Source organism: Mesobacillus thioparans (assembly GCF_965138835.1).
In the GTDB taxonomy this organism is placed as follows: Bacteria; Bacillota; Bacilli; order Bacillales; family Cytobacillaceae; genus Mesobacillus; species Mesobacillus thioparans.
This window is the reverse complement of the sequence record NZ_CBCSFH010000020.1, coordinates 26,578-49,330: the sequence shown is the minus strand read 5'-3', so window position 1 is coordinate 49,330 and position 22,753 is coordinate 26,578. Positions and strand designations below refer to the sequence as shown.

Annotated in this window: 25 protein-coding genes, 2 pseudogenes and 1 riboswitch; of the genes and pseudogenes, 14 read left to right on the top strand and 13 right to left on the bottom strand. The window is 37.3% G+C overall.

Annotated elements, in window-relative coordinates; genetic code table 11:
* Window positions 1–577 precede the first annotated feature (577 nt).
* Window positions 578–1,093: pseudogene (locus ACNAZ4_RS22100) on the bottom strand (transposase); the annotation flags it as partial.
* Between the two features lie 783 nt (window positions 1,094–1,876).
* On the opposite strand from ACNAZ4_RS22100, the gene ACNAZ4_RS22095 reads away from it, so the two are divergent.
* Window positions 1,877–2,230 (top strand): spore germination protein, encoded by a 354-nt coding sequence (locus tag ACNAZ4_RS22095; RefSeq protein ID WP_415818163.1) that lies wholly within the window; start codon window positions 1,877–1,879, stop codon window positions 2,228–2,230.
* Between the two features lie 74 nt (window positions 2,231–2,304).
* Here the strand turns inward: ACNAZ4_RS22095 and ACNAZ4_RS22090 are convergent, their stop codons facing one another.
* Genes ACNAZ4_RS22090 through ACNAZ4_RS22080 form a run of 3 tightly spaced genes read right to left on the bottom strand, consistent with a single transcriptional unit; the run spans window position 2,305 to window position 4,688 of the window.
* Entirely contained in the window at window positions 2,305–3,327 is a 1,023-nt protein-coding gene (locus ACNAZ4_RS22090) for an LLM class flavin-dependent oxidoreductase (protein WP_415818161.1), read from the bottom strand.
* Between the two features lie 36 nt (window positions 3,328–3,363).
* Window positions 3,364–4,296 carry a TIGR03571 family LLM class oxidoreductase gene (locus ACNAZ4_RS22085; protein WP_415818159.1) on the bottom strand — a complete coding sequence of 311 codons (933 nt, stop codon included), beginning with the start codon at window positions 4,294–4,296 and terminating at the stop codon, window positions 3,364–3,366.
* 44 nt (window positions 4,297–4,340) lie between these two features.
* A complete protein-coding gene (locus ACNAZ4_RS22080) occupies window positions 4,341–4,688 on the bottom strand; it encodes an ArsR/SmtB family transcription factor (protein ID WP_415818157.1) in 348 nt (115 codons plus the stop codon).
* 562 nt (window positions 4,689–5,250) lie between these two features.
* Here ACNAZ4_RS22080 and ACNAZ4_RS22075 point away from each other — a divergent pair.
* The 7 genes from ACNAZ4_RS22075 (at window position 5,251) to ACNAZ4_RS22045 (ending at window position 8,597) form a co-directional block, all read left to right on the top strand.
* Window positions 5,251–5,403 (top strand): hypothetical protein, encoded by a 153-nt coding sequence (locus tag ACNAZ4_RS22075; RefSeq protein ID WP_415818155.1) that lies wholly within the window; start codon window positions 5,251–5,253, stop codon window positions 5,401–5,403.
* A 139-nt stretch (window positions 5,404–5,542) separates the two neighbouring features.
* Window positions 5,543–6,031 carry a CBO0543 family protein gene (locus ACNAZ4_RS22070; RefSeq protein WP_415818153.1) on the top strand — a complete coding sequence of 163 codons (489 nt, stop codon included), beginning with the start codon at window positions 5,543–5,545 and terminating at the stop codon, window positions 6,029–6,031.
* A gap of 249 nt (window positions 6,032–6,280) precedes the next feature.
* Window positions 6,281–6,526 carry a spore gernimation protein GerQ gene (locus ACNAZ4_RS22065; RefSeq protein ID WP_415818151.1) on the top strand — a complete coding sequence of 82 codons (246 nt, stop codon included), beginning with the start codon at window positions 6,281–6,283 and terminating at the stop codon, window positions 6,524–6,526.
* 16 nt (window positions 6,527–6,542) lie between these two features.
* Window positions 6,543–6,911, top strand: coding sequence for a spore coat protein (locus ACNAZ4_RS22060; RefSeq protein WP_415818149.1), 369 nt, complete (start codon window positions 6,543–6,545; stop codon window positions 6,909–6,911).
* Between the two features lie 18 nt (window positions 6,912–6,929).
* Entirely contained in the window at window positions 6,930–8,066 is a 1,137-nt protein-coding gene (locus ACNAZ4_RS22055; protein WP_415818147.1) for a zinc-dependent alcohol dehydrogenase, read from the top strand.
* Window positions 8,067–8,084: 18 nt separating this feature from the next.
* On the top strand, window positions 8,085–8,279 hold the full coding sequence (locus ACNAZ4_RS22050; RefSeq protein ID WP_415818145.1) for a hypothetical protein: 195 nt from the start codon (window positions 8,085–8,087) through the stop codon (window positions 8,277–8,279).
* A gap of 18 nt (window positions 8,280–8,297) precedes the next feature.
* Window positions 8,298–8,597 carry a spore coat protein gene (locus ACNAZ4_RS22045; protein WP_415818143.1) on the top strand — a complete coding sequence of 100 codons (300 nt, stop codon included), beginning with the start codon at window positions 8,298–8,300 and terminating at the stop codon, window positions 8,595–8,597.
* 104 nt (window positions 8,598–8,701) lie between these two features.
* Here ACNAZ4_RS22045 and ACNAZ4_RS22040 read toward each other — a convergent pair whose 3' ends face one another.
* Both ACNAZ4_RS22040 and ACNAZ4_RS22035 read right to left on the bottom strand, forming a co-directional pair.
* Window positions 8,702–9,796, bottom strand: a complete 1,095-nt coding sequence (locus tag ACNAZ4_RS22040) for an L-dopachrome tautomerase-related protein (RefSeq protein ID WP_415818141.1) — start codon at window positions 9,794–9,796, stop codon at window positions 8,702–8,704.
* A gap of 499 nt (window positions 9,797–10,295) precedes the next feature.
* Window positions 10,296–11,159 carry an SDR family oxidoreductase gene (locus tag ACNAZ4_RS22035; protein ID WP_415818139.1) on the bottom strand — a complete coding sequence of 288 codons (864 nt, stop codon included), beginning with the start codon at window positions 11,157–11,159 and terminating at the stop codon, window positions 10,296–10,298.
* Between the two features lie 222 nt (window positions 11,160–11,381).
* On the opposite strand from ACNAZ4_RS22035, the gene ACNAZ4_RS22030 reads away from it, so the two are divergent.
* Window positions 11,382–11,816: an Rrf2 family transcriptional regulator gene (locus tag ACNAZ4_RS22030; RefSeq protein ID WP_415818137.1), complete on the top strand. Its 435-nt coding sequence runs from the start codon at window positions 11,382–11,384 to the stop codon at window positions 11,814–11,816.
* Between the two features lie 169 nt (window positions 11,817–11,985).
* On the opposite strand, the gene ACNAZ4_RS22025 is transcribed toward ACNAZ4_RS22030, so the two are convergent.
* Entirely contained in the window at window positions 11,986–12,345 is a 360-nt protein-coding gene (locus tag ACNAZ4_RS22025) for a winged helix-turn-helix transcriptional regulator (RefSeq protein WP_415818135.1), read from the bottom strand.
* A 252-nt stretch (window positions 12,346–12,597) separates the two neighbouring features.
* On the opposite strand from ACNAZ4_RS22025, the gene hxlA reads away from it, so the two are divergent.
* The 3 genes from hxlA (at window position 12,598) to ACNAZ4_RS22010 (ending at window position 14,611) form a co-directional block, all read left to right on the top strand.
* Window positions 12,598–13,230, top strand: a complete 633-nt coding sequence (gene hxlA, locus ACNAZ4_RS22020) for a 3-hexulose-6-phosphate synthase (protein WP_415818133.1) — start codon at window positions 12,598–12,600, stop codon at window positions 13,228–13,230.
* Between the two features lie 8 nt (window positions 13,231–13,238).
* Window positions 13,239–13,796 (top strand): 6-phospho-3-hexuloisomerase, encoded by a 558-nt coding sequence (gene hxlB, locus ACNAZ4_RS22015; protein ID WP_415818131.1) that lies wholly within the window; start codon window positions 13,239–13,241, stop codon window positions 13,794–13,796.
* Window positions 13,797–13,894: 98 nt separating this feature from the next.
* A complete protein-coding gene (locus tag ACNAZ4_RS22010) occupies window positions 13,895–14,611 on the top strand; it encodes a 3-ketoacyl-ACP reductase (protein WP_415818129.1) in 717 nt (238 codons plus the stop codon).
* 65 nt (window positions 14,612–14,676) lie between these two features.
* On the opposite strand, the gene ACNAZ4_RS22005 is transcribed toward ACNAZ4_RS22010, so the two are convergent.
* The 3 genes and pseudogenes from ACNAZ4_RS22005 to ACNAZ4_RS21995 all read right to left on the bottom strand — a co-directional run bounded on the left by ACNAZ4_RS22005 (window position 14,677) and on the right by ACNAZ4_RS21995 (window position 17,133).
* Window positions 14,677–14,937 carry a hypothetical protein gene (locus ACNAZ4_RS22005; protein WP_415818193.1) on the bottom strand — a complete coding sequence of 87 codons (261 nt, stop codon included), beginning with the start codon at window positions 14,935–14,937 and terminating at the stop codon, window positions 14,677–14,679.
* A gap of 140 nt (window positions 14,938–15,077) precedes the next feature.
* Window positions 15,078–15,409: pseudogene (locus ACNAZ4_RS22000) on the bottom strand (YfmQ family protein).
* Window positions 15,410–15,573: 164 nt separating this feature from the next.
* Window positions 15,574–17,133, bottom strand: coding sequence for an ATP-binding protein (locus ACNAZ4_RS21995; protein WP_415818127.1), 1,560 nt, complete (start codon window positions 17,131–17,133; stop codon window positions 15,574–15,576).
* An 849-nt stretch (window positions 17,134–17,982) separates the two neighbouring features.
* Window positions 17,983–18,084, top strand: a riboswitch (purine riboswitch).
* 139 nt (window positions 18,085–18,223) lie between these two features.
* Between ACNAZ4_RS21995 and ACNAZ4_RS21990 the strand changes: the two genes are divergently transcribed.
* The gene (locus ACNAZ4_RS21990) at window positions 18,224–19,417 is read left to right on the top strand and encodes a NupC/NupG family nucleoside CNT transporter (RefSeq protein ID WP_415818125.1); all 1,194 of its coding nucleotides are present in this window, start codon (window positions 18,224–18,226) and stop codon (window positions 19,415–19,417) included.
* Window positions 19,418–19,624: 207 nt separating this feature from the next.
* Here the strand turns inward: ACNAZ4_RS21990 and adaB are convergent, their stop codons facing one another.
* The 3 genes from adaB to ACNAZ4_RS21975 form a co-directional block, all read right to left on the bottom strand.
* Window positions 19,625–20,161: a methylated-DNA--[protein]-cysteine S-methyltransferase gene (adaB, locus tag ACNAZ4_RS21985; protein ID WP_415818123.1), complete on the bottom strand. Its 537-nt coding sequence runs from the start codon at window positions 20,159–20,161 to the stop codon at window positions 19,625–19,627.
* Window positions 20,154–20,783: a bifunctional transcriptional activator/DNA repair enzyme AdaA gene (locus ACNAZ4_RS21980; protein WP_415818121.1), complete on the bottom strand. Its 630-nt coding sequence runs from the start codon at window positions 20,781–20,783 to the stop codon at window positions 20,154–20,156. The genes adaB and ACNAZ4_RS21980 overlap by 8 nt, the downstream gene beginning before the upstream one ends.
* An 88-nt stretch (window positions 20,784–20,871) precedes the next feature.
* Complete coding sequence (locus ACNAZ4_RS21975; protein ID WP_415818191.1) at window positions 20,872–21,585, bottom strand: 2OG-Fe(II) oxygenase; 714 nt, start codon at window positions 21,583–21,585, stop codon at window positions 20,872–20,874.
* Between the two features lie 196 nt (window positions 21,586–21,781).
* Between ACNAZ4_RS21975 and ACNAZ4_RS21970 the strand changes: the two genes are divergently transcribed.
* Window positions 21,782–22,693: a DNA glycosylase gene (locus tag ACNAZ4_RS21970; protein ID WP_415818189.1), complete on the top strand. Its 912-nt coding sequence runs from the start codon at window positions 21,782–21,784 to the stop codon at window positions 22,691–22,693.
* Window positions 22,694–22,753: the final 60 nt, after the last annotated feature.

Here is a 22,753-nt window from a genome sequence, read left to right as displayed (position 1 = left end):
ACTAAGGGCCATACGATCACCTCAAAAATTAATTAGGCTTTTTTTAATATTATTAAGTATAACTCTTTTGTCGAAAATTCAGACCATCCACTTTCACGGATTATTAACCATCCAATTTAAAGAAAGTTATATCCATAACTATGCAGCTAAGCTAACATGATACCTATAATACATTTTCCATGGCCAACCCAATCCATTAAAAAGAGCCGGCTTACTTAGCCGACTACTTTGATGTACCTTTATTATCTCCACTTATAAAATTGCTGCATATCTTAGACATGCTTGTATGACTTAGAATAAGAAATTAGTTTACATCTGGATTGAATTTCACTCACGGTGGATGTCCACATTTCTCATGGAGGTCAACCCTCCCATGCCTCACAGAGTCTTCGCTCTCAAATTCCTTCGTCCAACCTTTCCATGAGGTGGATGTCAGTCATGCTGCTCCACAGGGTCCATGCCCGAAGTTTAGTTGCTTTGCTGACTAATCCGTGCTTCAAATATATATGACGTACATAAACCTAAAAAACTACCTGTTACTCTACAGTTTCTACCAAATTATGCGGCCAATCTAACTTCAATTTCGTTCTCTCATATGAGGGATATTCTTTAACATTCTTTCTTCACTGAACTCAAATTGCTTTTTGCCTATGGCAAAGAAAATACGAATCAATTTATTGCACAAGGCGATTAAGGACTGCATCTTCTTTAACGGATTATCGGGACGCTGGGTATAGTAGGTATGCAAAGTCTTGAATGCTTGGTTCTTGGCGACCATAATCATACACACCCTGAACAGGAGTGCCCTTAGCTTCTTCCTGCCTCTTTTGGTTATCTTGGTTTGTTCCTTATGCTTACCGGAAGTGTTTTCCTTCAAGCTCAACCCTGCCAGTTTGATGATTTGTCTAGGGTGGGAGTACTCTTGTAGATCTCCCACTTCGGCGAAGAAACCGGCTACTGTATCTCTTCCTACACCCTTGATTGCCAACATTTGCTGTACACCAGGGATATGTTCAATAAGGTTATCTATCTTTGAATCTAATTCTTCAAATTTCATCTGGATTAAATCATACTTATCTAGCAGTGTAGTCAACTAAAGTTTCGCCATAGCTGTCATTCTACCAAGAGGCTATTTTTTTATACAAACTCAATTTTCTTTCATTACAGGAATGCTGCTTCGTTAGTTAAACAAGATAGCATTACTTGATTGTAATGCTCCACTAAATCTCATTTGGTTTGCTCTAGAAGCCAGTTAAAGAGATTTAGACTCTTTTATGCTTCCACCCAACAATTGTGACCAATTTCAGTATAATAGGTATATTTAACGTTTCCACAGATTCTTTCTAATACAGTCACAAGCCGTTTTGTCTTTTCACTGCTCACCTTACTTGAATTCCCTACTTCTCAAAGTATCTTAGAAGCAGGTGAAGAGACAGTTACTAAGACAATCAAAGAGTTATGTCCAAGGCGCTCGTTCAAGTGGGCTAATACAAAAGCAATAGCCCTTTTAGTTGCCGCTAGCCAAAATCCCTTCAGGAAAAATCTCTACCAAAGCCATATTTTTAGCATGGAAATGTATATAAAAATGTAAATAATTTTTTTCTGGATTACTTATCTTCTAATAATGAGGGGCCGCTTTTTCTATTTTAAGAAATGGATAAAATGGGGCCGCTTGGACAGACTAAACCGGAAATGCCAGAGAGTTTTTGGGCAGACCCTATTAAAGATATTTAAGCGAGGACAAATTACATGTTTTGGAAAAAAAGATCAAAAAAATCCGGCATGAACAAAAGGTGGCAACAAGCTACTTCAAAAAAGTGATAATTTATCGATTGATACTCTTAAGGACCTAATTTCCAATATGGATGATGGAGAGTTGATAGAACACAAAATCAATAGAGACCGGAATATTACGATTATTTTTATCAGAACATTGATAGACCAAGAAAGATTAAACGAATCTATCATCCAGCCAGTCAAAAATTGTTCAGAAGAAATGATACATACCTGCCTTTCCTCTGCAAGGGCTGAGGCCGTTACCAGACTAGATGAAGCCCAGAAGCTGCTGATGCTGGGCCATGTTCTTCTTCATGACGCAATGGGTAACTGGTGGGCCGTTCCGCTTGAAAATCCATTAGGGAGAAATATTGAACAATCAGAATCAGAAACCATTTTATATGGTCCTAAGGACAGCTTTACGGAGCAGATTGACCAAAATATCACCCTATAACCTGATTTCACGGTTTGGCTCCATATTCAATGCCTAGAAAAACCAAAAATGTTTCCTTGCTGATATCCTCCTTTTTACCTTTCGCTTTTAATAATTTCTGCCAGAAGCTCGTATGAATGCAGGCGAGCTTTGTGGTCGTAAACTTGGGCAATGGCCATGATTTCATCTGCCTGGCTCTCCTCCAAAAATGTATGCAGCTTGTCCTTTACCGTCTGCCGGCTGCCAACAATCGATGAGCCTAATTGCTGCTCTAGAGCCTTTAATTCGTAGCTGCTGGCCACTTCAGATATGTCATTTACAGGTGGTTGAAGCGGTGTAAGGTTGCCAGTCATCAGATTCAAAAATTGCTGCTGTATTGTTGTAAAAAGGCGCTTTGCCTCTTTATCCGATTCTGCTGTAATGATATTCAATGCCACCATCGCATACGGCTTATCGAGAACATTCGAAGGCTTAAACGCCTTGCGATAGATCTGTAGAGCACCCAGAGTGTTAAGTGGCGAGAAATGGGCGGCAAATGCAAATGGCAAACCCAGTTCTCCGGCCAGCTGAGCACTGAAGCCGCTTGAACCCAGCAGCCAGATTGGAATATTCAAACCTTCACCTGGAATCGCTTTTATAGGGTTCCCTTGTGCCAAGGATGGATCAAAGTAACCGCGGAGTTCAGCTAATTGCTCAGGAAAGTCATCTCCCGTTCTCCCCAAGTCCCGTCTCAATGCACGAGCGGTCATTTGATCTGTACCGGGTGCCCGCCCCAGACCGAGGTCAATTCGCCCAGGATATAATGATTCAAGAGTGCCAAACTGCTCAGCGATGACGAGCGGTGCGTGATTCGGCAGCATGATTCCTCCTGAACCAATCCTGATTTTTGATGTACCGGCTGCCACATGGGACATCACCACAGAAGTGGCGGAACTGGCGATAAACGGCATATTATGATGTTCTGCGAGCCAAAAACGGTTGTAACCAAGTTTTTCAGCAAGCTGTGCGAGTTCCAATGTATGGCGGAAAGAGTCAGCAGGAGTACTTCCGGCCGTTATCGGTGAAAGATCAAGTACCGAGAATGGAATTTCATTTAGATTATTTGCATGTTTAGACATAAGTTTATCTTCTTCCCTTATCTAATTTTTTGAATACTAATCTAATACTGGAATTTCATGAGTCGGAAAGTAAGGCAACACAAACTCTCCAAGCTCCTGGATGACTTCCTCAGGAGGGCGCTTTGAAAAATACAATACAAATGCCAGGTGATTGACACCAATGGATTGAAATTGATACAGAATTTCTAATAGCTGTTTGCGCCCTACACTAAATCCTAACGGAATCGGAACAGGAAAACGAATCGTGATTTTCCGATAAATCGATAAATAGAGTCTGAGTGAAGGTTTAAACACTCCTGGGGCGTGAATTTCCGACAACTCGCGATATTCGTTAATCAATTGAGTTTGTTGTGGGATAATCCTCGGGTACTGGATCCAGCCGTCCCCATTCTGGGCGATCCATTCAATCGATTGATTGCTGAAACCTGTCACCATGGTCGGAATCGAAGAAAATGGTTTGGGAATCATTCTCATATCCGATCCATCGATGATGCCTAAATCACTGTTGATTGTCGGATTGTCCTCCTTTAACAGCCGTTCAAGGAATGCATAATTCTTTTTAAACAGCCCTCCACTTTCGAGCTTGGATATTCCCAAAGCTGTAAAATCTTTATCCCGGTCTCCTGAAGCCACTCCCATGATTAGGCGTTCGGGAAACAATCGGTCAATAGATGATGCTTCCTTTGCCACTCGGACAGGATGGCGCAGCGGGAGGACCACACTCGCCGTCCCAAGTGCAATATCCCTGGTGTGGGCCGCAAGATAGGTCAAATAAATCCATACATCATACATTTGACCATTATCGTCAATATTCAAATTCTGAATCGTAACGTCCCGAAGCCACAGTGCCGAGAAACCATGTTCTTCAATTTTGCGGGCAAGCGACAGCTGATTTTCCATAATCGGATATTTGGACATCCTTGCCGTCGGAATCGCGAAACCAAGCGTCATTTTATTCTTTTGGTACAACCTGTTAAATGCTCGATGCTGTAATAAGCTCCCTTCAATTCTCCTTAGATTTTTGTACCAATGTATTTTTCGAACTTTTTAATCGTCTCCTCATTACGACGATAATACGTCCATTGTCCGATTCGCTTCATTTCAACAAGTCTGCTTTGCAGCAGAATCGATAAATACTGTGAAGTAGTGGATTGCGAAATCCCAGCCTTGCTTCGGATATCCCCTACGCAAACCCCGCCTTCAAATCCTTCATCAGCAATAATATGGGCTTGTGGTAAAAAATGTCTGTCGGGATCTTTTAACATTTGAAGAATGCTGACCCTCGTCTGGTTCGACAATGCCTTAAAAATTTCAACGGCTTGTTCATCATTTAAGCGTTCCAATTCCTGCTTCAATGTCATTTGCCTCTTTCTATATCGATTATGACTATCCAAATGGAAGCTGGATAGATGATCTGAAAGCATCACGCTAAATCGGTAATTCGCGATATTAATATATTAGCCATCTGGTCTGTCAAAATCAAAAGATTTGTTTCGAAGGAGATACGGCGAAAAGCTCCCATCTTAAAAAAGATAACTAAATAACCTGCATCTTACAGGTTATTCCGACAATTCCGCCACTCCATATTTGAACTTATTCCATTATTTATTGATATACACTTCTCTAGTTGATACAAGGTCTGCAATATTGTTCCTGTATTCCTGTTAATGGGGTTTGCACAAAGATTATTAACATTATTTATTTGAAATATGCTTAAAAGCCATAATCCTTCTTCTACAAATCTGCACCGTTCGTTTAATAAGAAGTTCGATAAAAAAGGTGCTTAGTCTTTCTGTTTGTTTGAATCAAAGGAGTGATAGACATCACAACCAAAAGGCAAAAATCCCTTGATTCTTTTGAATAAAAATAAGGTCCAAGAGCAAAATATTGTTGCAACATTAAAAGAAGAAGGTGGTGGTACTAATGTATGGTAATAATAATAATTTGTTTGGTATAGGAATGATTGCAATTCTTTTAACATCAATTTACACTGCAATTTTGGCTTCACTACTTATGAAAACTAAGGAACGGGTTGATTATATTTATCATAAGGAACGTTCAAATAAAGATGCTTAAAGATGGCGATGATTTCATCGCTTTTTTTATTAGTCACTGATTCCCCCCTTTCTCTACATTGTTTACTTAACTAATCCTCCTCGAATGTCCTAAGTATAACCACCAGTATCAGATAATCTATCTATTGGAGGTGCTAAACATGGGTCAAAAATTCGAAAAAAATCTTATAAAATTGCTTTATTTCTTTGGTATTAGTTCCTTTATTTACTTAATTAAAAAACCACTTGCAAAGGACTGGCTCCTTGTTTTCTTTATAAAAAGTTATTATGCATCATTGGTCGATCAACTAGTTGTAAATAAAGGTTATGTTAAATATCCCACCCGATTTCCAAAACGAGTTAGAACAAGTTTGGTTTTTGATTACATCCTTTTCCCAATTTCTTGTGTCCTTTATAATCAACTGACTAAGGATTCTCGCATGATTCAGTGCCTTTTAAAAGTTCTGTATTTCAGTGTACCGATGACTATTACTGAGCTATGGCTAGAAAAAAATACTCAGCTTGTTAAATATAAAAAGGGGTGGAATTGGAAAACCACTTTCTACTCGCTTTCTTTTTCCTTTTTATTGGTCAGATTTTCAATGTCTGTTATAAGAAGTCTCTTCAATAATAAATACGATTTTTCTTAAGATTGAGGTTCTTAATCACAAGAGAGTAAAAAGGCATTTCCCCTTTGTATTTTAAGTTCAACCAGATATTTCTGGTTGAACATTTTTTTAGATACAAGAAAAAGACCGCCGCAACAATCACCCTTCATAATGTATAAATGTTCCAACCATTTAAGATAATTTACCAATTTTAAAAAACATTAAAGAATGTTTTCCTCCTACTTTTGGAACAATACAATTTGATTGTTAACGAATAGGAGGGTAATCAGAATGGATAATCAAAAATTAGCCGATCATGAGTCATTGGATTTACATGAAGTTATTAACTTTAAAACCCTTTGCTTAGCCAAATCAAAACTAATGCAAGGATTGGTTTTTGATCAGGATTTGAGAAATTTAATGAAAAAAGATGTTGACCAATCAATCCAAGCGCTTAAAGAATTACAGGCAATTTATCAACGTGCACCTTTTGAAGCTCCGGTTCCTCAAAACCGGCCAACACCAATAGTAAATTGAAAAGGAGGCAAATTCATTGAATAATGACTATTTAGACCCTATAAACTCGCTACACGTACCAGAGCTAGCAGATACCACATTTGCGATGGATTTACTCCTTCGTGCCAAAGAAGGTGTCCGCAATATTGCTGTCGCATTAACGGAGACCGCATCACCTGATCTGAGAGCCCTCTTACGAAAACAGTTAATGCAAGGGATTGCCATGCACCAAGAAATTACAGACCTAATGATTAATAAAAAATGGTTCCATCCATATGAACTAAGTGAACAGTATAAACTTGATCAACTCTCCGCCAACAATACATTAATGATTGGCAAAATGAATCTATTTCCTGTTGAGACCAATAGAAAAGGTATGTTTGACCGGACACCTGATGATCACTAACACTGGAGGCTGTAACCAATGAAGGCAGTAACGTATCAAGGTATTAAAAATGTTGTAGTCAAAGACGTCCCAGATCCAAAGATTGAAAAACCAGATGACATGATTATTAAAGTAACGAGTACAGCTATATGTGGGTCTGATTTACATTTAATTCATGGCATGATTCCTAACCTGCAAGAAAACTATGTTATTGGCCATGAACCGATGGGAATTGTTGAAGAGGTTGGACCAAATGTTACGAAAGTAAAAAAAGGGGATCGTGTTATTATTCCTTTTAACATTGCCTGCGGGGAATGCATTTATTGTAAAAACCATTTGGAAAGCCAATGTGATAATTCTAATGATAATGGTGATATGGGTGCATATTTCGGATATTCGGGAACGACTGGCGGTTATCCAGGCGGGCAAGCTGAATATTTGAGAGTGCCGTTTGCCAACTTTACTCATTTCAAAATCCCTGAAACCTGTGAAGAACCTGATGAAAAGTTATCAGTTATTGCCGATGCGATGACTACAGGTTTTTGGAGTGTTGACAATGCAGGCGTAAAGGCCGGAGATACAGTTATTGTATTTGGCTGCGGTCCGGTTGGTCTTTTTGCTCAAAAATTCTGCTGGTTAAAAGGGGCAAAGCGAGTAATTGCCGTTGATTACGTCAATTATCGCCTGCAGCACGCCAAGCGCACCAACAAAGTAGAAATTGTTAACTTTGAGGACCATGAGAATGTAGGGAATTATCTTAAGGAAATTACCAAAGGCGGTGCAGATGTTGTTATTGACGCTGTTGGTATGGACGGTAAAATGACTGATATGGAGTTCCTTGCGAGTGGAATGAAGCTTCAAGGGGGAGCATTCAGTGCGTTTATAATGGCTTCACAAGCAGTGCGTAAAGGCGGGACAATTCAAGTTACGGGCGTTTACGGCGGCAGATATAATGGATTCCCAATGGGAGATATTATGAACCGTAACGTCAATATTCGAACTGGACAGGCACCTGTTATTCATTATATGCCATATATGTTTGAATTAGTTTCGACCGGAAAAATTGATCCAGGAGATGTCGTAAGTCATGTCCTTCCTCTTAGTGAAGCAAAACATGGCTATGAGATTTTTGACACAAAAATGGATGAATGTATTAAAGTCGTGTTGAAACCTTAAGGAAGGAGGTAGGAAAAAATGAATTACGCCTTGCATGAAGTTCTTGAAGTCCATGAGATGGCTGCATTTAAGACCAATTGTCTGACTAAGTCCAAAACGATGAAAGCGTTAGTTACAGATCAGCGTTTAAAAGATATTATGCAGCAAGACATTGATGTATCTACGAATCAATTACAAGAATATGCTTCTATCCTTTCCAACGCTAAGCAGTAAATTAGGAGGTGAATGAACATGAATCCAATCATTGAAAATTTAACTGGCATGAACGCACTATCGGATCAAGTGGTTGCAATGGATTTATTGATTGCAGCTAAGAGTGGAGTTAGAAATTATGCCATGGCTGTTACAGAATCAGGAACGCCCGAAATTAAAGAAATGCTCACTCGCCATTTAACAGAAGCTCTTGATATGCATGAACAAGTTTCCTTATATATGGAAGAAAAAGGATGGTATAATGCTTGGGATACAAACGAACAAATCAATTTAGATTTAAATAATATCGATACAGCATTGAACTTACCCATTCTATAAAAAAATAGGAGCAGTTTAGGTTTACCAGCCTAAACTGTTCCTAACAAACCAAAAACTTTTGTGACCATAATTTTTTACAATTATAAATTTGAATTTTTTTATTATCAAATGGTAGGAGCAGGAAACTCACCAATTTTCATACGAATTAAACTATAAGGTTTTTGTCGCAGGTCTTTTCCATAATGAAATCTTGCTTGCCGATGTAATTGGTTCACAATGACATATAAGTATTGATCCGGACCAATCGAAAAAGTATCCGGCCATAAAATTCTCGGGTCATGTGCGATGGTTTCCATTGTGCCATTTGGCAATATCTTTCGAATACTGTTGTTTTCATAGTCTCCGGCATAAATGCTTCCTTTTGCATCAGTGATCATTCCATCAGACGCACCTTTTTCTTCCCAGTACTCCACCTGATAAGGTAAATCCATGTCCGGTATATTTCTGTCTCTCAGGGCTTCTGTTGGGATCGAGAACAGATGACGGCTTGTTAGTGGACAAAAAAATAATACCTTTCCATCGGGAGAAATCGCAATACCGTCAGACGCCAATCTAAATGGAGATGTGGAACCATCTTTGTTTCGGTTCATTAAAATTTCACCTTCTACTTTCGGTAAAAAATTAGGATCGGGTGAAGTTGAATTTGCTCCATTTAACCGTCTAAACGCGTTTCCATTTTCTAAATCTACAACGATAATAGCTCCGGGTCCTTTGGAAGATGAATCCGTTATATATGCATAACCTGCTTTTCCAACACGAAAATCAAATCGGACATCATTCAGATAAGTTGTTGGCAGGACTACATCCTCTGTAAAGGTATATACTCTTCTAATTGTATTGGTTTGTAAATCAACAGCGACTAGTTTTGCCCCGCCTTTAATGGGTTTAGAAAAATTCGGTGCCGCTGTATCTAATACCCAAAGCGTTCCCCTTCCATCCGCAACGACACTTTGGACACTGATGAAACTCATTGTGATATTCTCAGGGTTAACCAAATTGGTTTGTAAGTTAGGATACGGCTGTAATTGGCCCTCAACAATTTCCGCAACCGTAAATTTAACATCATCTCCCCATTTCGGAAAACAAATAAAAATACGACCTGTTTCCGAAACACTAACACCTGTAGGCATAGCCCCATAAAAGGTATAAACCAGTTCTAAATTACCGAAATATTTTTCACTAGGCAGCATAGATTTCATGATATCCTCCTCAACCATTTACAACGGGATATCACCTATATATGATTTTTATTTTTTCTAGTGCATGTTTTGTAACAAATTTTCCTATACGAAAAGCTGATGGAATTGATTGTTTGGAAATTCGAACCATTCCCTATTCTTCAACGCTGATATTTTTTAGGAACTATATAAGATAATGCTGATTCAAAAAAGCAATAAAGCCTAAAAATTGTACCATGGCAATTTAGTAAGCTAATTTTTTATAGTCAGTCTCACGATTTATTATTATCTCCTTTAAACATTAATAGGTGGTTGCCTAATATACCATTACTATTCAAAATTTCTCATTAACCCAAAGAAGCAGACCAATTCAGTTGCGAATTGGTCCGCTTCTTTGGGTGCTAATTAAATTTTTATACTCAAAAACCAGATCTATTACAAATTTTCTGCATTATGTTGTTTATTTGTTTATTAAAAGGCAATCTTTATTAACGAATAAAATAAAATCTCAAAATACGCTTTATTGGATACTTTGAACGATTTGGGATAACCCTTCGCTAAGTGGTGCAGCAGGACGTCCTAGTAGTTTTTCAAAATCGCTGCCCTCGATTTCAAGAGTACCCTCTCGAATATCTTTCTGGATACCAACTAGAAAAGGAATGAGGAATTCTGGAACACCAGCACCCTTCATTATCTCAGCATAAGAAGCATCATCAACCTGTTGTACTGCTACTTCCTTACCCAATACAGCGCCAAGTGCAGAGGCAAACTCATCCTGTGTGAATAACTTGCCAGAGAGCTCATAAATAGTGTTTTCGTGCCCGTTACCAGCTAATACTGCCGCTGCAGCCTCTGCATAATCCTGTTGTAATGCCCATCCAACTTTTCCGGTTCCTGCAGAAGTCACCCACGGGGCTCCTGCCAGTACACCTTGAATGCTTGAACTTTCATTCTCCAAATACCAATTGTTACGTAAGAAAGAATAAGGAATTCCTGTTTTCAAAATAGCTTCTTCTGTTGCCTTATGTGTTGGTGCAAGCATGTTTTTACTTTCCTGTGCGTTTGCAATGCTAGTATATGCAATAAATTTAACACCGGCACGCTCTGCTGCAGCAACCGCATTTGTGTGCTGACGAATTCTTGTTTCATTGTCTCCATCCGCAGAAATAATCAATAAGCGATCGATTCCTTTAAAAGCTGTATCTAAAGTTTCTGGACGGTCAAAATCTCCCTGGCGAACTTCTACTCCTCGAGTTTTTATTCCTTCTGCCTTCTCCGGATTACGAACACTAACAGCAAGTTGATTTGCTGGAACAGTTTTCAACAATACATCAACAATTTTGGTGCCCAATTTCCCTGTAGCTCCAGTTACTAACAATTTCATCTTCCATTCCTCCCAATTAAATGTTTATCGTTCCATCCTTCAGTTACATACAATCCAATCAACTGTAACCACTTCTATTACATGTAACCATAATAATTACAACTCAAGATTTTGTCAATAACTATAAATGATAATTTTTTAAGGTATAATATAAACAGTGTAACCACTTTTATTACAAGAAAAGATTTATCCTTATGAAAATGCAAGAAAGGTGATGAATAAATGTCCATTAGCAGCCGATTTGCTGTAGGCGTTCATATATTATCTCTTATAGAGTTTAATAAAGACGGTGTAAGTTCATCTGAATATTTAGCAGAAAGTGTAAACACAAATCCAGCACTTATCAGGAAAATTATTGGAATGCTAAAGAAAGCAGGGTTAGTAGAGGTACATCCTGGTATTCCGGGAACTAAGCTTGCAAGGAATTTATCTGACATTACTCTGTTAGATGTATATAAGGCAGTTAATGTCGTACAGGATAATGAGTTGTTTAATGTTCATGAAAGTCCAAATCCTAAATGTCCTGTAGGAAGAAACATTCAAAATACGATCATTCCTATATTGTCTGCCGCACAATTAGCGATGGAACAGGTCTTAGGAAATGTATCCATCGAGTATGTAGTTAAGGATATGCTTGAAAAAGAAAATATAAATTAACAACTAGTCTTAGTTTAATAAAGGTATGTCATTACCATTTGCAATTACAATTTAATAGATATGTTTTGTCAGCCTTTTACATGGCCAACAAAGAAAAAGGGGCAATGCTATATCACATTGCCCCTTTCTATATTGTGGTGCTATTTACCTCGATTTATATAGTCAAGTTTTAATTAATTGACTCTTTCTTAGGGTTTAACCCTACAGTCTCCATATAGTTTTTACCCCATTTATACATAGCATCAAGAATCGGCATCAAGCTTCTCCCCTGTTCAGTAAGGGAGTATTCCACTTTTGGAGGAACAACCGGGTAAACTTTCCGCTCTACTATCAAGTCTTCTTCCAGTTCACGCAATTGGTTCACAAGCATCCTTTGCGTGATTCCTGGCATCAGAGCCTTCAATTCACCAAATCGTTTGGTTCCTTCCTTCCCTAGATGCCATAAAATCAGCATTTTCCACTTACCACCGATAACTGATAGCGTCAATTCCTTTTCACAGTTAAAGATCTTATCCTTCATTCGTGACATTTCACTCACCTCTATCTTTATTATATCCCATAGTATACTTTTTAGCACTATGTAAAATAAAAGTGCGTACTTCCACTAAAATGTTATAGGTTGTATACTTGCAATTGTTCAGCGATTAGGAACATCATCGATCCTGGTTGCTGGTACAGATAATACTCCAAAAGGATAATATTCCTGAAGAGGATCTATTTAATTTTGGAGACAGTATAACTGCACGAAAAATCCGAATAAAATTAATAGGAGTGAACATATATGGAATTACAATTAGCTTTAGATTTAGTCAATATTCCAGAAGCCATTGAATTGGTGAAAGAAGTGGAGGAGCATATCGATATCGTAGAAATCGGTACCCCAGTCGTAATCAACGAGGGTCTCCATGCAGTAAAGGCAGTAAAAGAAGCATTCCCTAATTTAAAGGTATTAGCAGACCTGAAAATCATGGACGCTGCTGGTTATGAAGTGATGAAAGCCTCTGAAGCAGGTGCTGATATTATTACGATTCTAGGCACAGCCGAAGATATGTCTATTCAAGGTGCTGTAGAAGAAGCGAAAAAACAAGGCAAAAAAATCCTTGTTGATATGATCGCTGTTAAAGATCTGGCTGCTCGAGCTAAAGAAGTCGATGCAATGGGTGTAGACTATATTTGTGTCCACACTGGCTACGATCTTCAAGCAGTAGGTAAAAACTCTTTCGAAGATTTGCAAACCATTAAAAGTGTTGTAAAAAATGCAAAAACTGCAATCGCAGGCGGCATTAAATTAGAAACACTTCCAGAAGTCATTAAAGTAAATCCAGATCTTGTCATTGTTGGCGGCGGTATTACAGGTCAAGCTGATAAAAAAGCTGCAGCAGCAAAAATGCAAGAAATGATCAAACAAGGGTAAGTTCGAGCATGCATACGACACAATATTTAGCTAAGATCTTAAAAGAGTTAATCAGAACAACTGATCTCATTTCGAATGAAGAAGCTGAGAAATTAGTCAATGGGATTCTTGAAGCAAAGAGAGTGTTTGTAGCTGGCGCAGGTAGATCTGGATTTATGGCCAAGTCATTTGCGATGCGAATGATGCATATGGGCATAGATGCTTATGTACCAGGCGAAACGGTGACCCCTAACTTTGAGGAAGGTGACCTGATCATCTTCGCCTCTGGTTCAGGTGAAACAAAAAGCCTGGTCTCCATGGCTGAGAAAGCAAAAAGCTTAGGTGGAACTGTTGCAGCTTTAACCATTTTCTCTGATTCCACTATTGGAAAATTGGCAGATATGACAGTTAAATTACCCGGATCTCCTAAAGATCAATCGGAAGGTGATTATAAAACCATTCAGCCTATGGGCTCATTATTCGAGCAAACTCTTTTACTATTCTGCGACGCTCTCATTCTGAGGTTCATGGAGAAAAAGGGCTTAGATACGAATAAGATGTATGGCAGACACGCCAATTTAGAATAAAACGTTGATTGTCTATGGGAGACCGCAAACTGTTCCATGCAAGATTGCGGTCTTTCTATTTAACTTTGTGTAAAAACCTTGTTCATAGGAGTGAAAAAATGAATTCATTAAATGGCAAAACTGCTTTAATTACGGGTGCAGGCAGAGGTATTGGACGAGCTACTGCTATCGCCTTAGCAAAAGAAGGGGTTAATTTAGGATTGCTTGGCTTGAATATGTCTAACCTTGAAAAGGTTGCGGCTGAACTAGCACAATTTGATGTAAAAGTTTCAATAGCATCAGGAGATGTTTCCAATCTCGAATCAGTTATTAATGCAGTTGAACATATTAAAGCTGATCACGGACCAATTGATATCCTCATTAACAATGCTGGAGTTGCCAAGTTTGGCGGTTTCCTTGATTTAACTCCTGAAGAATGGGAGAAAATCATCCAAGTGAATTTAATGGGAGTTTATAATGCAACAAGAGCCGTACTTCCCGGCATGATTGAAAGAAAAACAGGTGATATTATCAATATCTCTTCCTCTGCCGGACAAAAAGGCGCTCCTGTAACAAGTGCTTACAGTGCTTCTAAATTCGCTGTTTTAGGACTAACAGAATCACTTATGCTCGAAGTAAGGAAGCACAACATCCGTGTAACAGCATTTACACCAAGTACGGTTGTAACAGATCTTGCAATTGATACTAACCTTGTCAGCGGTAATGAAGATCATGTTATGCAGCCAGAAGACCTTGCTGAATTAATCGTTGCAGGCTTAAAATTAAATCGAAGGGTATTCGTTAAAACTGCTGGGCTTTGGTCAACCAATCCTTAATCTAAATGAAGCAGATCCATTTGGATCTGCCTCTTTTTTATTCACACCATTAGCAGCCGCATCCGTCATTGATGGTACATTGACATTACTCTCTCCAAATCACAAATCAACTCATTGATTTCATTTTGTGTCAGGTGTAAAGGCATTTGATCGTAAAGGGTAATTATTTGCCCATCATCTTCATGCTGATGTTTTTTTAAATAATGATATATATTGTTTAACTGGTTTTCCTTAAGAACCGATTCTGTATTTAAATTTTTCACTTTCTGTAAGGAAAATTCATTCATGGAGGAATCAAATTCACCTGCAATTATTGTACCTTGCATATACATGCTCTCACTCCTCAAAATCAATATTTCTTAGTTTCCCCTACAAATAAATACTAGATGCAAAATGTTAACAAAAGATAGAAGGAGCGATATATAGTTCACTCCCTGAATTTTTTTACTACATCAACGCAATCGTTTTAACAAATAAACCATAACATAACATCAGTCTTGCCTCTGTGAGTTTGGATTATGATTGGATTCTTATTGCTCTCTGGATTAAAATACAAATCCTCAGTCCCCGGCCAACTATAATATTTCTCTAAAGATGTTGCTTCGTTAAAAGGGTGATCTGTTCGAGCTTTTTCACTGCCTTCTTCACTTTACCGCTGTAAAATACCTTAATGCTTTCTTTATCTAACGTTGAATGCCATTCAAATTCACTTAAAACCCACTCTACTGGACCTGATGGAAGAAATGTAATTACTATGTTAAGTAAACTTAAAAGAATAATTGGGATAACCCAGACCAATTCATTTAAATCCTGCCCTTATGTTCTATTCTCAAGCTGCTCTTGCGTGTCATTTATATAGAGGAATAACCATCTGAGAACCGCAGAATTAAACTTCTGAAATAAAAAAGAATGCCTTAGGATTGGCATTCTACATTCTTGAGACTTTGATTAATGAATTTCACTTATTCATTCTCAGTTATATTGGAGCTATAAGTTTTATCTTTATTCAATTGAGTTTTGAATGTTATTTTAAAAGTTGTCCCATTATTCGATTTGCTTTTAACATCGACACTCCCTTTATGGTTCTGAATAATTTTATAGCTCACCATAAGCCCCAAGCCATTTCCATCTTGCTTTGTCGTAAAAAAAGGCTCTCCCAGTTTTTTAACCTGATCGGACTCCATTCCTATACCGTTATCCTTTATTGTGATAGATATATTTTGGTCTGTCCTTTCGATCATAATGTCTATTTTGCCACCAGTAGGCATTGCCTCAATGGAATTTTTAATTATATTTAAAAATACTTGTTGCAATTGATTTTTTTCCCCATAAATCACTACATCTTCTGCCGGGAAATGGTATTTAATTTTTACATTTTTCATGATTGCTTCGGGCTCGATAAACTTAACAACACTGGTTAAAATACTTTTTATATTACAATCACTGAAGTAAATCTGGTGAGGTTTTGCAAAGACCATGAATTCACTGACAATAAAATTGATACGATCAATTTCATCAAGGATCGTGCTTGCATAATTTGGCTCAATCTCATTAGCAGACAGAAGCTGTACAAATCCACGGATGGTTGTTAACGGATTACGTATTTCGTGGGCGAAGCCAGCGGCCAATTGTCCAATCATTGCAAGTTTCTCAGTTTTACGCAATGTTTCTTCAGTTTTTCTTTTTTCAGTTATGTCATATTGAATTGAAATATGTTTATAACGCTCTCCATTTGAATCTACAAAGGGAACGATGGTTGTATCTAACCAATATTGTGTCCCATCCTTCGCTTGATTTAGAATATCCCCTTTCCAAACCTCTCCCCCTTGTATCGTCTCCCATATTTCATGAAAAAATGAAGGAGGATGAAAGTTAGAAGAGTATACATCATGTTTTTTCCCGAGCAATTCTTCTCGGGTATACTTATATAAATCGCAAAAATTGTCATTTGCATATAAAATTTTATCTTCACGATCTGTAATAGCAAAAATGGTTGCTTCATTTAAGACTCTCTCTAAATCCGCCAGCTCTCTTAGTGTCATTTTTAAATCCTCTTTAGACTCATCTAAAGCAAGCTTAATGAATAACAATTCCTCATTGTAGATATTCAAAAGTGTTTTGGAAATAAGCTGGTAGGAGTATTCAATTATTCTAAGCACTTCAAAAAAGCTGCTTATGGAAATCCTATTTTGTCGCAATTCTTGTTCAAGCAAATCCATAATTGAGCAACGAGTCAGATAAACAAAATTGATTGATTGATCCAGGGAGGCTTTAGATTTGATTAACTCTAGGCCAAAGGCTTCTACAAAGGTAATTAAGTTATTTTTGTGTTCTTCATTCGGATTAATTAAAAACTGCCCTATATGAATAAATAAGTCTTTCTCTGAAATCTCAGAAAAATCCATTTTGGTAAATATAGGATTATTAAAATTTTCTTCACCTATTGGCGTTTTGATTTTTTTAAAAGTATCTCCACTTAGTTCTTTAAACTTCCTGCCAATATACTCAATTTCTTTGTTCATCTTATACCTCACTAAAATTTTTTTACTTAATAAATAGATAAATCTATTCAAAGTACCTTTTAGCTAAACAACATTACAATTTAGTAGAGTAAGAAACTGATTTCTTTTTAATTGCCAGGATATCCATTTTTATCGATTTTGCCCTTAATTCCTTTAATCGTAAAATAACCATTTCTATTAAACCTTCTTCTACTAATGTTTCAGCTTGAAGTGCACACAATGTCCATCCTTCAAAAAAAACGCTTTACTTCTTTCAATTATTTCTTCAACAATAATGCGCACTAATCCTCCATGAATAAATGTACACCAAAGTATAATGACAAATTTTCCATAATTGGTTTCAAACAAAGATTTATTACAGAATTCTACCACGTTTGATTATTATAGTATCTTATAGATAATATCTAACTTTTAGTGAGGCTCTGCGGACTTTAGGTGGCTTTGTGAGTATCTCATCACCTTTATTTTTCCCATTGAATTCTACACAGCGTCACAGCATTAAGCCATCCTTTGAAGCAGAGTAATGGACTGATTTTCTATGTGTAACTCAGAAGATAAAATCTAAATAATACTCCAGTTCGTTTTTTTTTGATTCCTGGGTAGCTTGAATAAAAAGCATTTTTAGTAGGGATTGGCATAATTTACACCTTCCTTCATAAATATATTATTTTTTCTTATTCGATATATCCGCAATGATTCCTCTTTAGTCCTCCCAATTCTAATCTAAAATAGATTTTATTTACTATTAATTGGAGTGCTATATTAAATAAACTGGTGTTTGAAAAATTCAGTATTATATTACTTTATACAAAACTCTTGTTTATTCGAAAGACCTCTGTTAGAATTCAAAAATCAACTTCATATGATCCTTATATAACTATGGAAATATGGTCCATAAGTCTCTACCCGGCAGCCGTAAAATGCCGGACTATAAGGAAAGTTAGAGCGCAACACGGGATACGTGTACCTGGTGCATTCTCTTCTTTCTTTATAGATTGAGGGAATGCACCTTTTTTATTTTCACAACAAGAAGTCAGACATCTGACAATAATAAGGGTAGTCTATGAAGCAAATTTAAGGAGGTTAAATAGTGAATATTATATATGGTTTACTATCCCTAGTGGGATTACTGTTTTTGGCTTGGCTTTTAAGTAAAAATAAAAAGTCAATCAAATGGCGTACGATTATTGTAGGTGTAGCGTTAGAAGGGATTTTCGTTTATTTTATGCTCAATGTTCCCCTTGGTCGCTGGGTTCTTACAAATACTGCTGAAGGCGTGCAAAACGTCATGAACTATAGCCAAGCAGGCATTGAATTCTTATTTGGTGGATTTTTTGCTGAAGGAACGAATGTAGGATTTGTTTTTGCGATTCAGGTGTTATCTGTTATCATCTTTATCTCTGCATTGGTCTCAGTTCTGTATTATTTACGAATCATCCCTATTGTTGTACGTGGACTTGGTTGGGTTGTTGGTAAAGTGTTTGGTACCACCCGTGTTGAATCTTTTAATACAGTTGCTAACACGATGTTGGGAGTGGCAGAATCCCCGTTACTAATAAAGCCTTATCTCGCAAAACTGACACGGTCGGAATTGTTTACGGTTATGGTCGGAGGTACAGCTTCAGCAAGTGGTGCGATTCTTTTGTCATATGCTCAAATGGGTATTGATATTAAATATTTATTGATATCTGTTTTCTCTGTTCCTTTTGTCGCTATAGTCATGTCCAAAATCATGGAACCTGAAACAGAACCATCCGAAACGACGGAAGATGTCAAAATGGTACAGGCAGAACACTCAAATATTTTTGAAGCTATTTCGGAAGGAGCTGTAAGTGGAGTAAAGCTTGCCGCTAATATTGGAGGTTTGCTTATTGCCTTTATCAGTCTATTGGCACTTACAGACGGCATTCTAGGCATCATTGGATTGGATTTAGCTACAATATTTGGTTATGTATTCTTTCCTTTTGCATTACTTGTCGGGATTCCTGTTGAAGATGCTTTCCGAGCTGCCTCCATTATCGGGACAAAGCTTGCAGCCAATGAACTTATTGCTTTCCAGGACCTGCTCAAATTTCAAGATCAACTAACTCCTCAAACTGTTGCGATTTTATCTGTTGCATTATGTAACTTCGCAAACCTGTCATCTATCGGACAATTAATTGTAGGCCTTGGTTCCTTGGCGCCTTCAAGGAAAAAACTAATTGCATCTCTGAGCTTTAAAGCCATTATCGCCGGTACAATGGCAAGCTTTATTACAGCCATCTTTGTAAATATGTTTATCTAACTAACCTTTGTAGTTGAAATGATATCAATGAATTTAACTGAGTTTGTTATAAATCTATAAAACATCCTTTAGCTGCCTTTGTTAGGCAGCTTTTTTATGGATATGTTAGTTAAAGGATGAGAGTATAATCTAATCACTCAATTTTTTTATCTAAAACTATACTGCCTCTTCGTTTAATAAGGAGTTCAACAAAAAGGTGTCTCAGGATCAACTCTCATTGCTAGATGAAGCTCGCTTTTCCAGATCCAGGAGCATTATCTTCATTTCTAATCCGCCCCGATAGCCAGTTAATGAGCCATTCTTTCCTATTACACGATGGCACGGCACAGTAATTAATACCGGATTAGCTCCAATAGCCGTGCCTACAGCACGAACAGCTGTTGGTTTATTTATATCATTTGCAATGTCGGAATAGGATTTCGTCTTCCCATAAGGAATGTCACAAAGTGCATTCCAGACTGCTAGCTGAAATTGCGTACCTACGTACTCAAATGGAACAGTAAAGGTATTCCGCTTTCCTTCAAGATACTGAGTGATTTCTACCACATAAGGTTCAAGCTTTTCATCATCTTCAACAAGTGGACTTCCTGGGAGGCGTTTCTTAGCCCATTCGAACAATTCCGCGAATGGTTTGTTCTGTGAACCTACAAACACAAGCCCCTTTGAAGTTGAAGCAATATAAAAATTCCTATCCTGAAAATTTAGTAAAGACCAATAAAGGGTTGGTTTAATCTTTTTATCCATTGTACTTTTCCTCCATTTTACTCCTTTGACGAAATTGTGCTGGTGTCTGTCCAGTTTTCTTTTTAAATAAAGTAATAAAATAAGGTGCGTTAGCTATACCCACACATGCGGCGATATCTCCAATCGCTTTATTTGTCTGAACCAAATACTTTTTAGCCGCGTTTACTCTAACTTGTTGTATATACTCAACCGGCGTAATGCCTTTAATCTTTTTAAATGTTCGATGCATATGATATGGACTCCCATGGCAAATATTTGCTAACGATTCTAGAGTTAATTTTTCTGTGAAATTTTTATCTATATATTCAGTAATTAATTCAACCCACTCGGTATCAGGCAGATATTCATTAGTGGGCTTGCAACGTTTACATGGGCGAAAATTTGCGAGGAGAGCTTGCTCTGCGTTTGGAAAAATGCAAACATTTTCTTTTTTTGGAACGCGTGATTTACAGGATGGTTTACAGAATATCCCTGTCGACTTTACAGCGTAAAAAAATTCATTATTGTAAGCTGGATCATTATTTATAATTGCTTGCCACTTTATATCAGTTATCAATTCTGCATCATTCAAAATTCTATAATCATGGCTCTCTTTATGTCCCTTATCCATACTATCCGGCATTTATTTCACCTCTCCTTACAATATAATCCTTATAAACTTCAGAAGGAATAATTCTAGGAATGAAATGGCAAAATATTGAAGTTGACTTTTATTTTGAATCATGAAAAATGATTCCAAGACCGTATCGTGCTCCAGAAGTTACTGTGCTTACTCCGTGACGAACCGTATTTTTGTAATATCCTTTTTTACCTAGAACAGGTCTATGATTAGTAGGAAAAATTAGCGCACTGCCTTGTTCTAAAGTAATTACATGCCCCCTGCTCTGAGCACGGGGTATTTGTTCCACTAATAGAGATTCTCCACCGCAAAAGTCTTTATCTCGCTGATTTAATAAAAATACTACTTGAAACGGGAAAGATATGTCGCCATATAAATCCTGATGCAAACAATTAAACCCGCCTGTTTCATACTTTAATATTAAAGGTGTCGGTCTAGTTTGTTCGTATTTTTCACAGGTGTTCAAGAAATCTTGAAGATGAGCTGGAAACTGTTCTGTTTTCTTTAAATAACCTAACCATCGATTGGCTGTCGTGGACAATTTTGGATAAAAGGACTCTCTTAAACTTTGGATGATTCCAGGTAGTGGATAGGAAAAATATTTGTACTCCCCACTCCCAAAGCGATGTCTCGTCATATTGATTGTCGTTCTGTATGACTCTTCCTCACAATACAATTCTATGAAGAATTGACATTCCTCTTTTGTTAAAATCGCTGGAAGCTTTGCAAATCCTTGCTCATCTAATTCATTTTGGATTGAATCCCAATTTAAGTTTTCAACACGTGTTTTTATATCTTGGACCAATTTAATCCACTCCTTTTCAGCAATCTTGATTACTAACACTATAACCTCATAGGTAGAAAAAATTAAGGTGTTTGGAGTGTAATAGCAAGATAACAAAATTAGTAAGGATTATTATGTGATAAAGTAAATGTGAGTTTTCCTATAATTATTTTGTAATGGTATAGACAATCGTAATAAGATGAGGAGAATGAAAAAAGTGACATGGCATGAATTCAATGATGTTATTGTAATTACACTACCTGAGCATTTCGACATGAATGCTAACCTAGGCTATCTGACAAGGGAAAAAAATGAATGCATGTATGAAATAGAGAACGATATAATCACAAAAGTTATAGCCATTGGGGAAATTCGGTCCCTAGTTCAGGTCAGCGTAATCAATAATAAACAAATGCTTGTTCAATTCCTAAATGATTCTAGACCTATTGAAAAGTGGAAACGGGAAGAGATTGTAAAATATATTCATGAATGGTTTGATCTCGATAACGATTTAGCGCCATTTTATGAAATGGCAAAAGCAGACCCATTACTTAAAATGCCTGCCCGAAAATTCTATGGATTGCGTGTTATAGGCATTCCCGATTTGTTTGAAGCTTTATGTTGGGGAGTTTTGGGGCAACAAATTAACTTAGCCTTCGCGTACTCTTTAAAGAAGCAATTTGTAGAAGGATTTGGCGATTCCATCGAATGGAATGGTAAAAAGTATTGGGTATTCCCATCCTACGAGCGAATTGCACAGTTAACACCTACCGACCTAGCAGATATTAAAATGACGGTAAAAAAATGTGAATATATTATTGGGATTGCCCGATTAATGGCCAGTGGAGAATTATCGAGGGAAAAATTAATGAAAATGAACTTTAAAGATGCTGAAAGAAACTTAATTAAAATACGAGGAATCGGTCCTTGGACAGCCAATTATGTTCTAATGCGCTGCCTTAGGTTCCAGACAGCTTTTCCAATCGATGATGTAGGTCTTATTAATTCGCTAAAAATATTACTTAATATGAACAGAAAGCCAACGAAAGATGAAATCTTAGAAATATCAGTTCCATGGAAAGACTGGGAATCATACGCTACCTTTTATTTATGGCGTATCCTTTATTGAATAACGGTAACAGGGGGTTGATTCGAGTAATTCAACACCCAGCCACCACTCAAATAACAT

Bases quoted from the DNA above. Each gene is read 5' to 3' on its own strand.
- ACNAZ4_RS22090 (WP_415818161.1), bottom strand. From the start codon at position 3,327: ATGTCTAAACATGCAAATAATCTAAATGAAATTCCATTCTCGGTACTT.
- ACNAZ4_RS22080 (WP_415818157.1), bottom strand. From the start codon at position 4,688: ATGACATTGAAGCAGGAATTGGAACGCTTAAATGATGAACAAGCCGTT.
- ACNAZ4_RS22075 (WP_415818155.1), top strand. From the start codon at position 5,251: ATGTATGGTAATAATAATAATTTGTTTGGTATAGGAATGATTGCAATT.
- ACNAZ4_RS22070 (WP_415818153.1), top strand. From the start codon at position 5,543: ATGGGTCAAAAATTCGAAAAAAATCTTATAAAATTGCTTTATTTCTTT.
- ACNAZ4_RS22065 (WP_415818151.1), top strand. From the start codon at position 6,281: ATGGATAATCAAAAATTAGCCGATCATGAGTCATTGGATTTACATGAA.
- ACNAZ4_RS22055 (WP_415818147.1), top strand. From the start codon at position 6,930: ATGAAGGCAGTAACGTATCAAGGTATTAAAAATGTTGTAGTCAAAGAC.
- ACNAZ4_RS22050 (WP_415818145.1), top strand. From the start codon at position 8,085: ATGAATTACGCCTTGCATGAAGTTCTTGAAGTCCATGAGATGGCTGCA.
- ACNAZ4_RS22045 (WP_415818143.1), top strand. From the start codon at position 8,298: ATGAATCCAATCATTGAAAATTTAACTGGCATGAACGCACTATCGGAT.
- ACNAZ4_RS22040 (WP_415818141.1), bottom strand. From the start codon at position 9,796: ATGAAATCTATGCTGCCTAGTGAAAAATATTTCGGTAATTTAGAACTG.
- ACNAZ4_RS22035 (WP_415818139.1), bottom strand. From the start codon at position 11,159: ATGAAATTGTTAGTAACTGGAGCTACAGGGAAATTGGGCACCAAAATT.
- ACNAZ4_RS22030 (WP_415818137.1), top strand. From the start codon at position 11,382: ATGTCCATTAGCAGCCGATTTGCTGTAGGCGTTCATATATTATCTCTT.
- ACNAZ4_RS22025 (WP_415818135.1), bottom strand. From the start codon at position 12,345: ATGTCACGAATGAAGGATAAGATCTTTAACTGTGAAAAGGAATTGACG.
- hxlA (WP_415818133.1), top strand. From the start codon at position 12,598: ATGGAATTACAATTAGCTTTAGATTTAGTCAATATTCCAGAAGCCATT.
- hxlB (WP_415818131.1), top strand. From the start codon at position 13,239: ATGCATACGACACAATATTTAGCTAAGATCTTAAAAGAGTTAATCAGA.
- ACNAZ4_RS22010 (WP_415818129.1), top strand. From the start codon at position 13,895: ATGAATTCATTAAATGGCAAAACTGCTTTAATTACGGGTGCAGGCAGA.
- ACNAZ4_RS22005 (WP_415818193.1), bottom strand. From the start codon at position 14,937: ATGCAAGGTACAATAATTGCAGGTGAATTTGATTCCTCCATGAATGAA.
- ACNAZ4_RS21995 (WP_415818127.1), bottom strand. From the start codon at position 17,133: ATGAACAAAGAAATTGAGTATATTGGCAGGAAGTTTAAAGAACTAAGT.
- adaB (WP_415818123.1), bottom strand. From the start codon at position 20,161: ATGGATAAAAAGATTAAACCAACCCTTTATTGGTCTTTACTAAATTTT.
- ACNAZ4_RS21980 (WP_415818121.1), bottom strand. From the start codon at position 20,783: ATGCCGGATAGTATGGATAAGGGACATAAAGAGAGCCATGATTATAGA.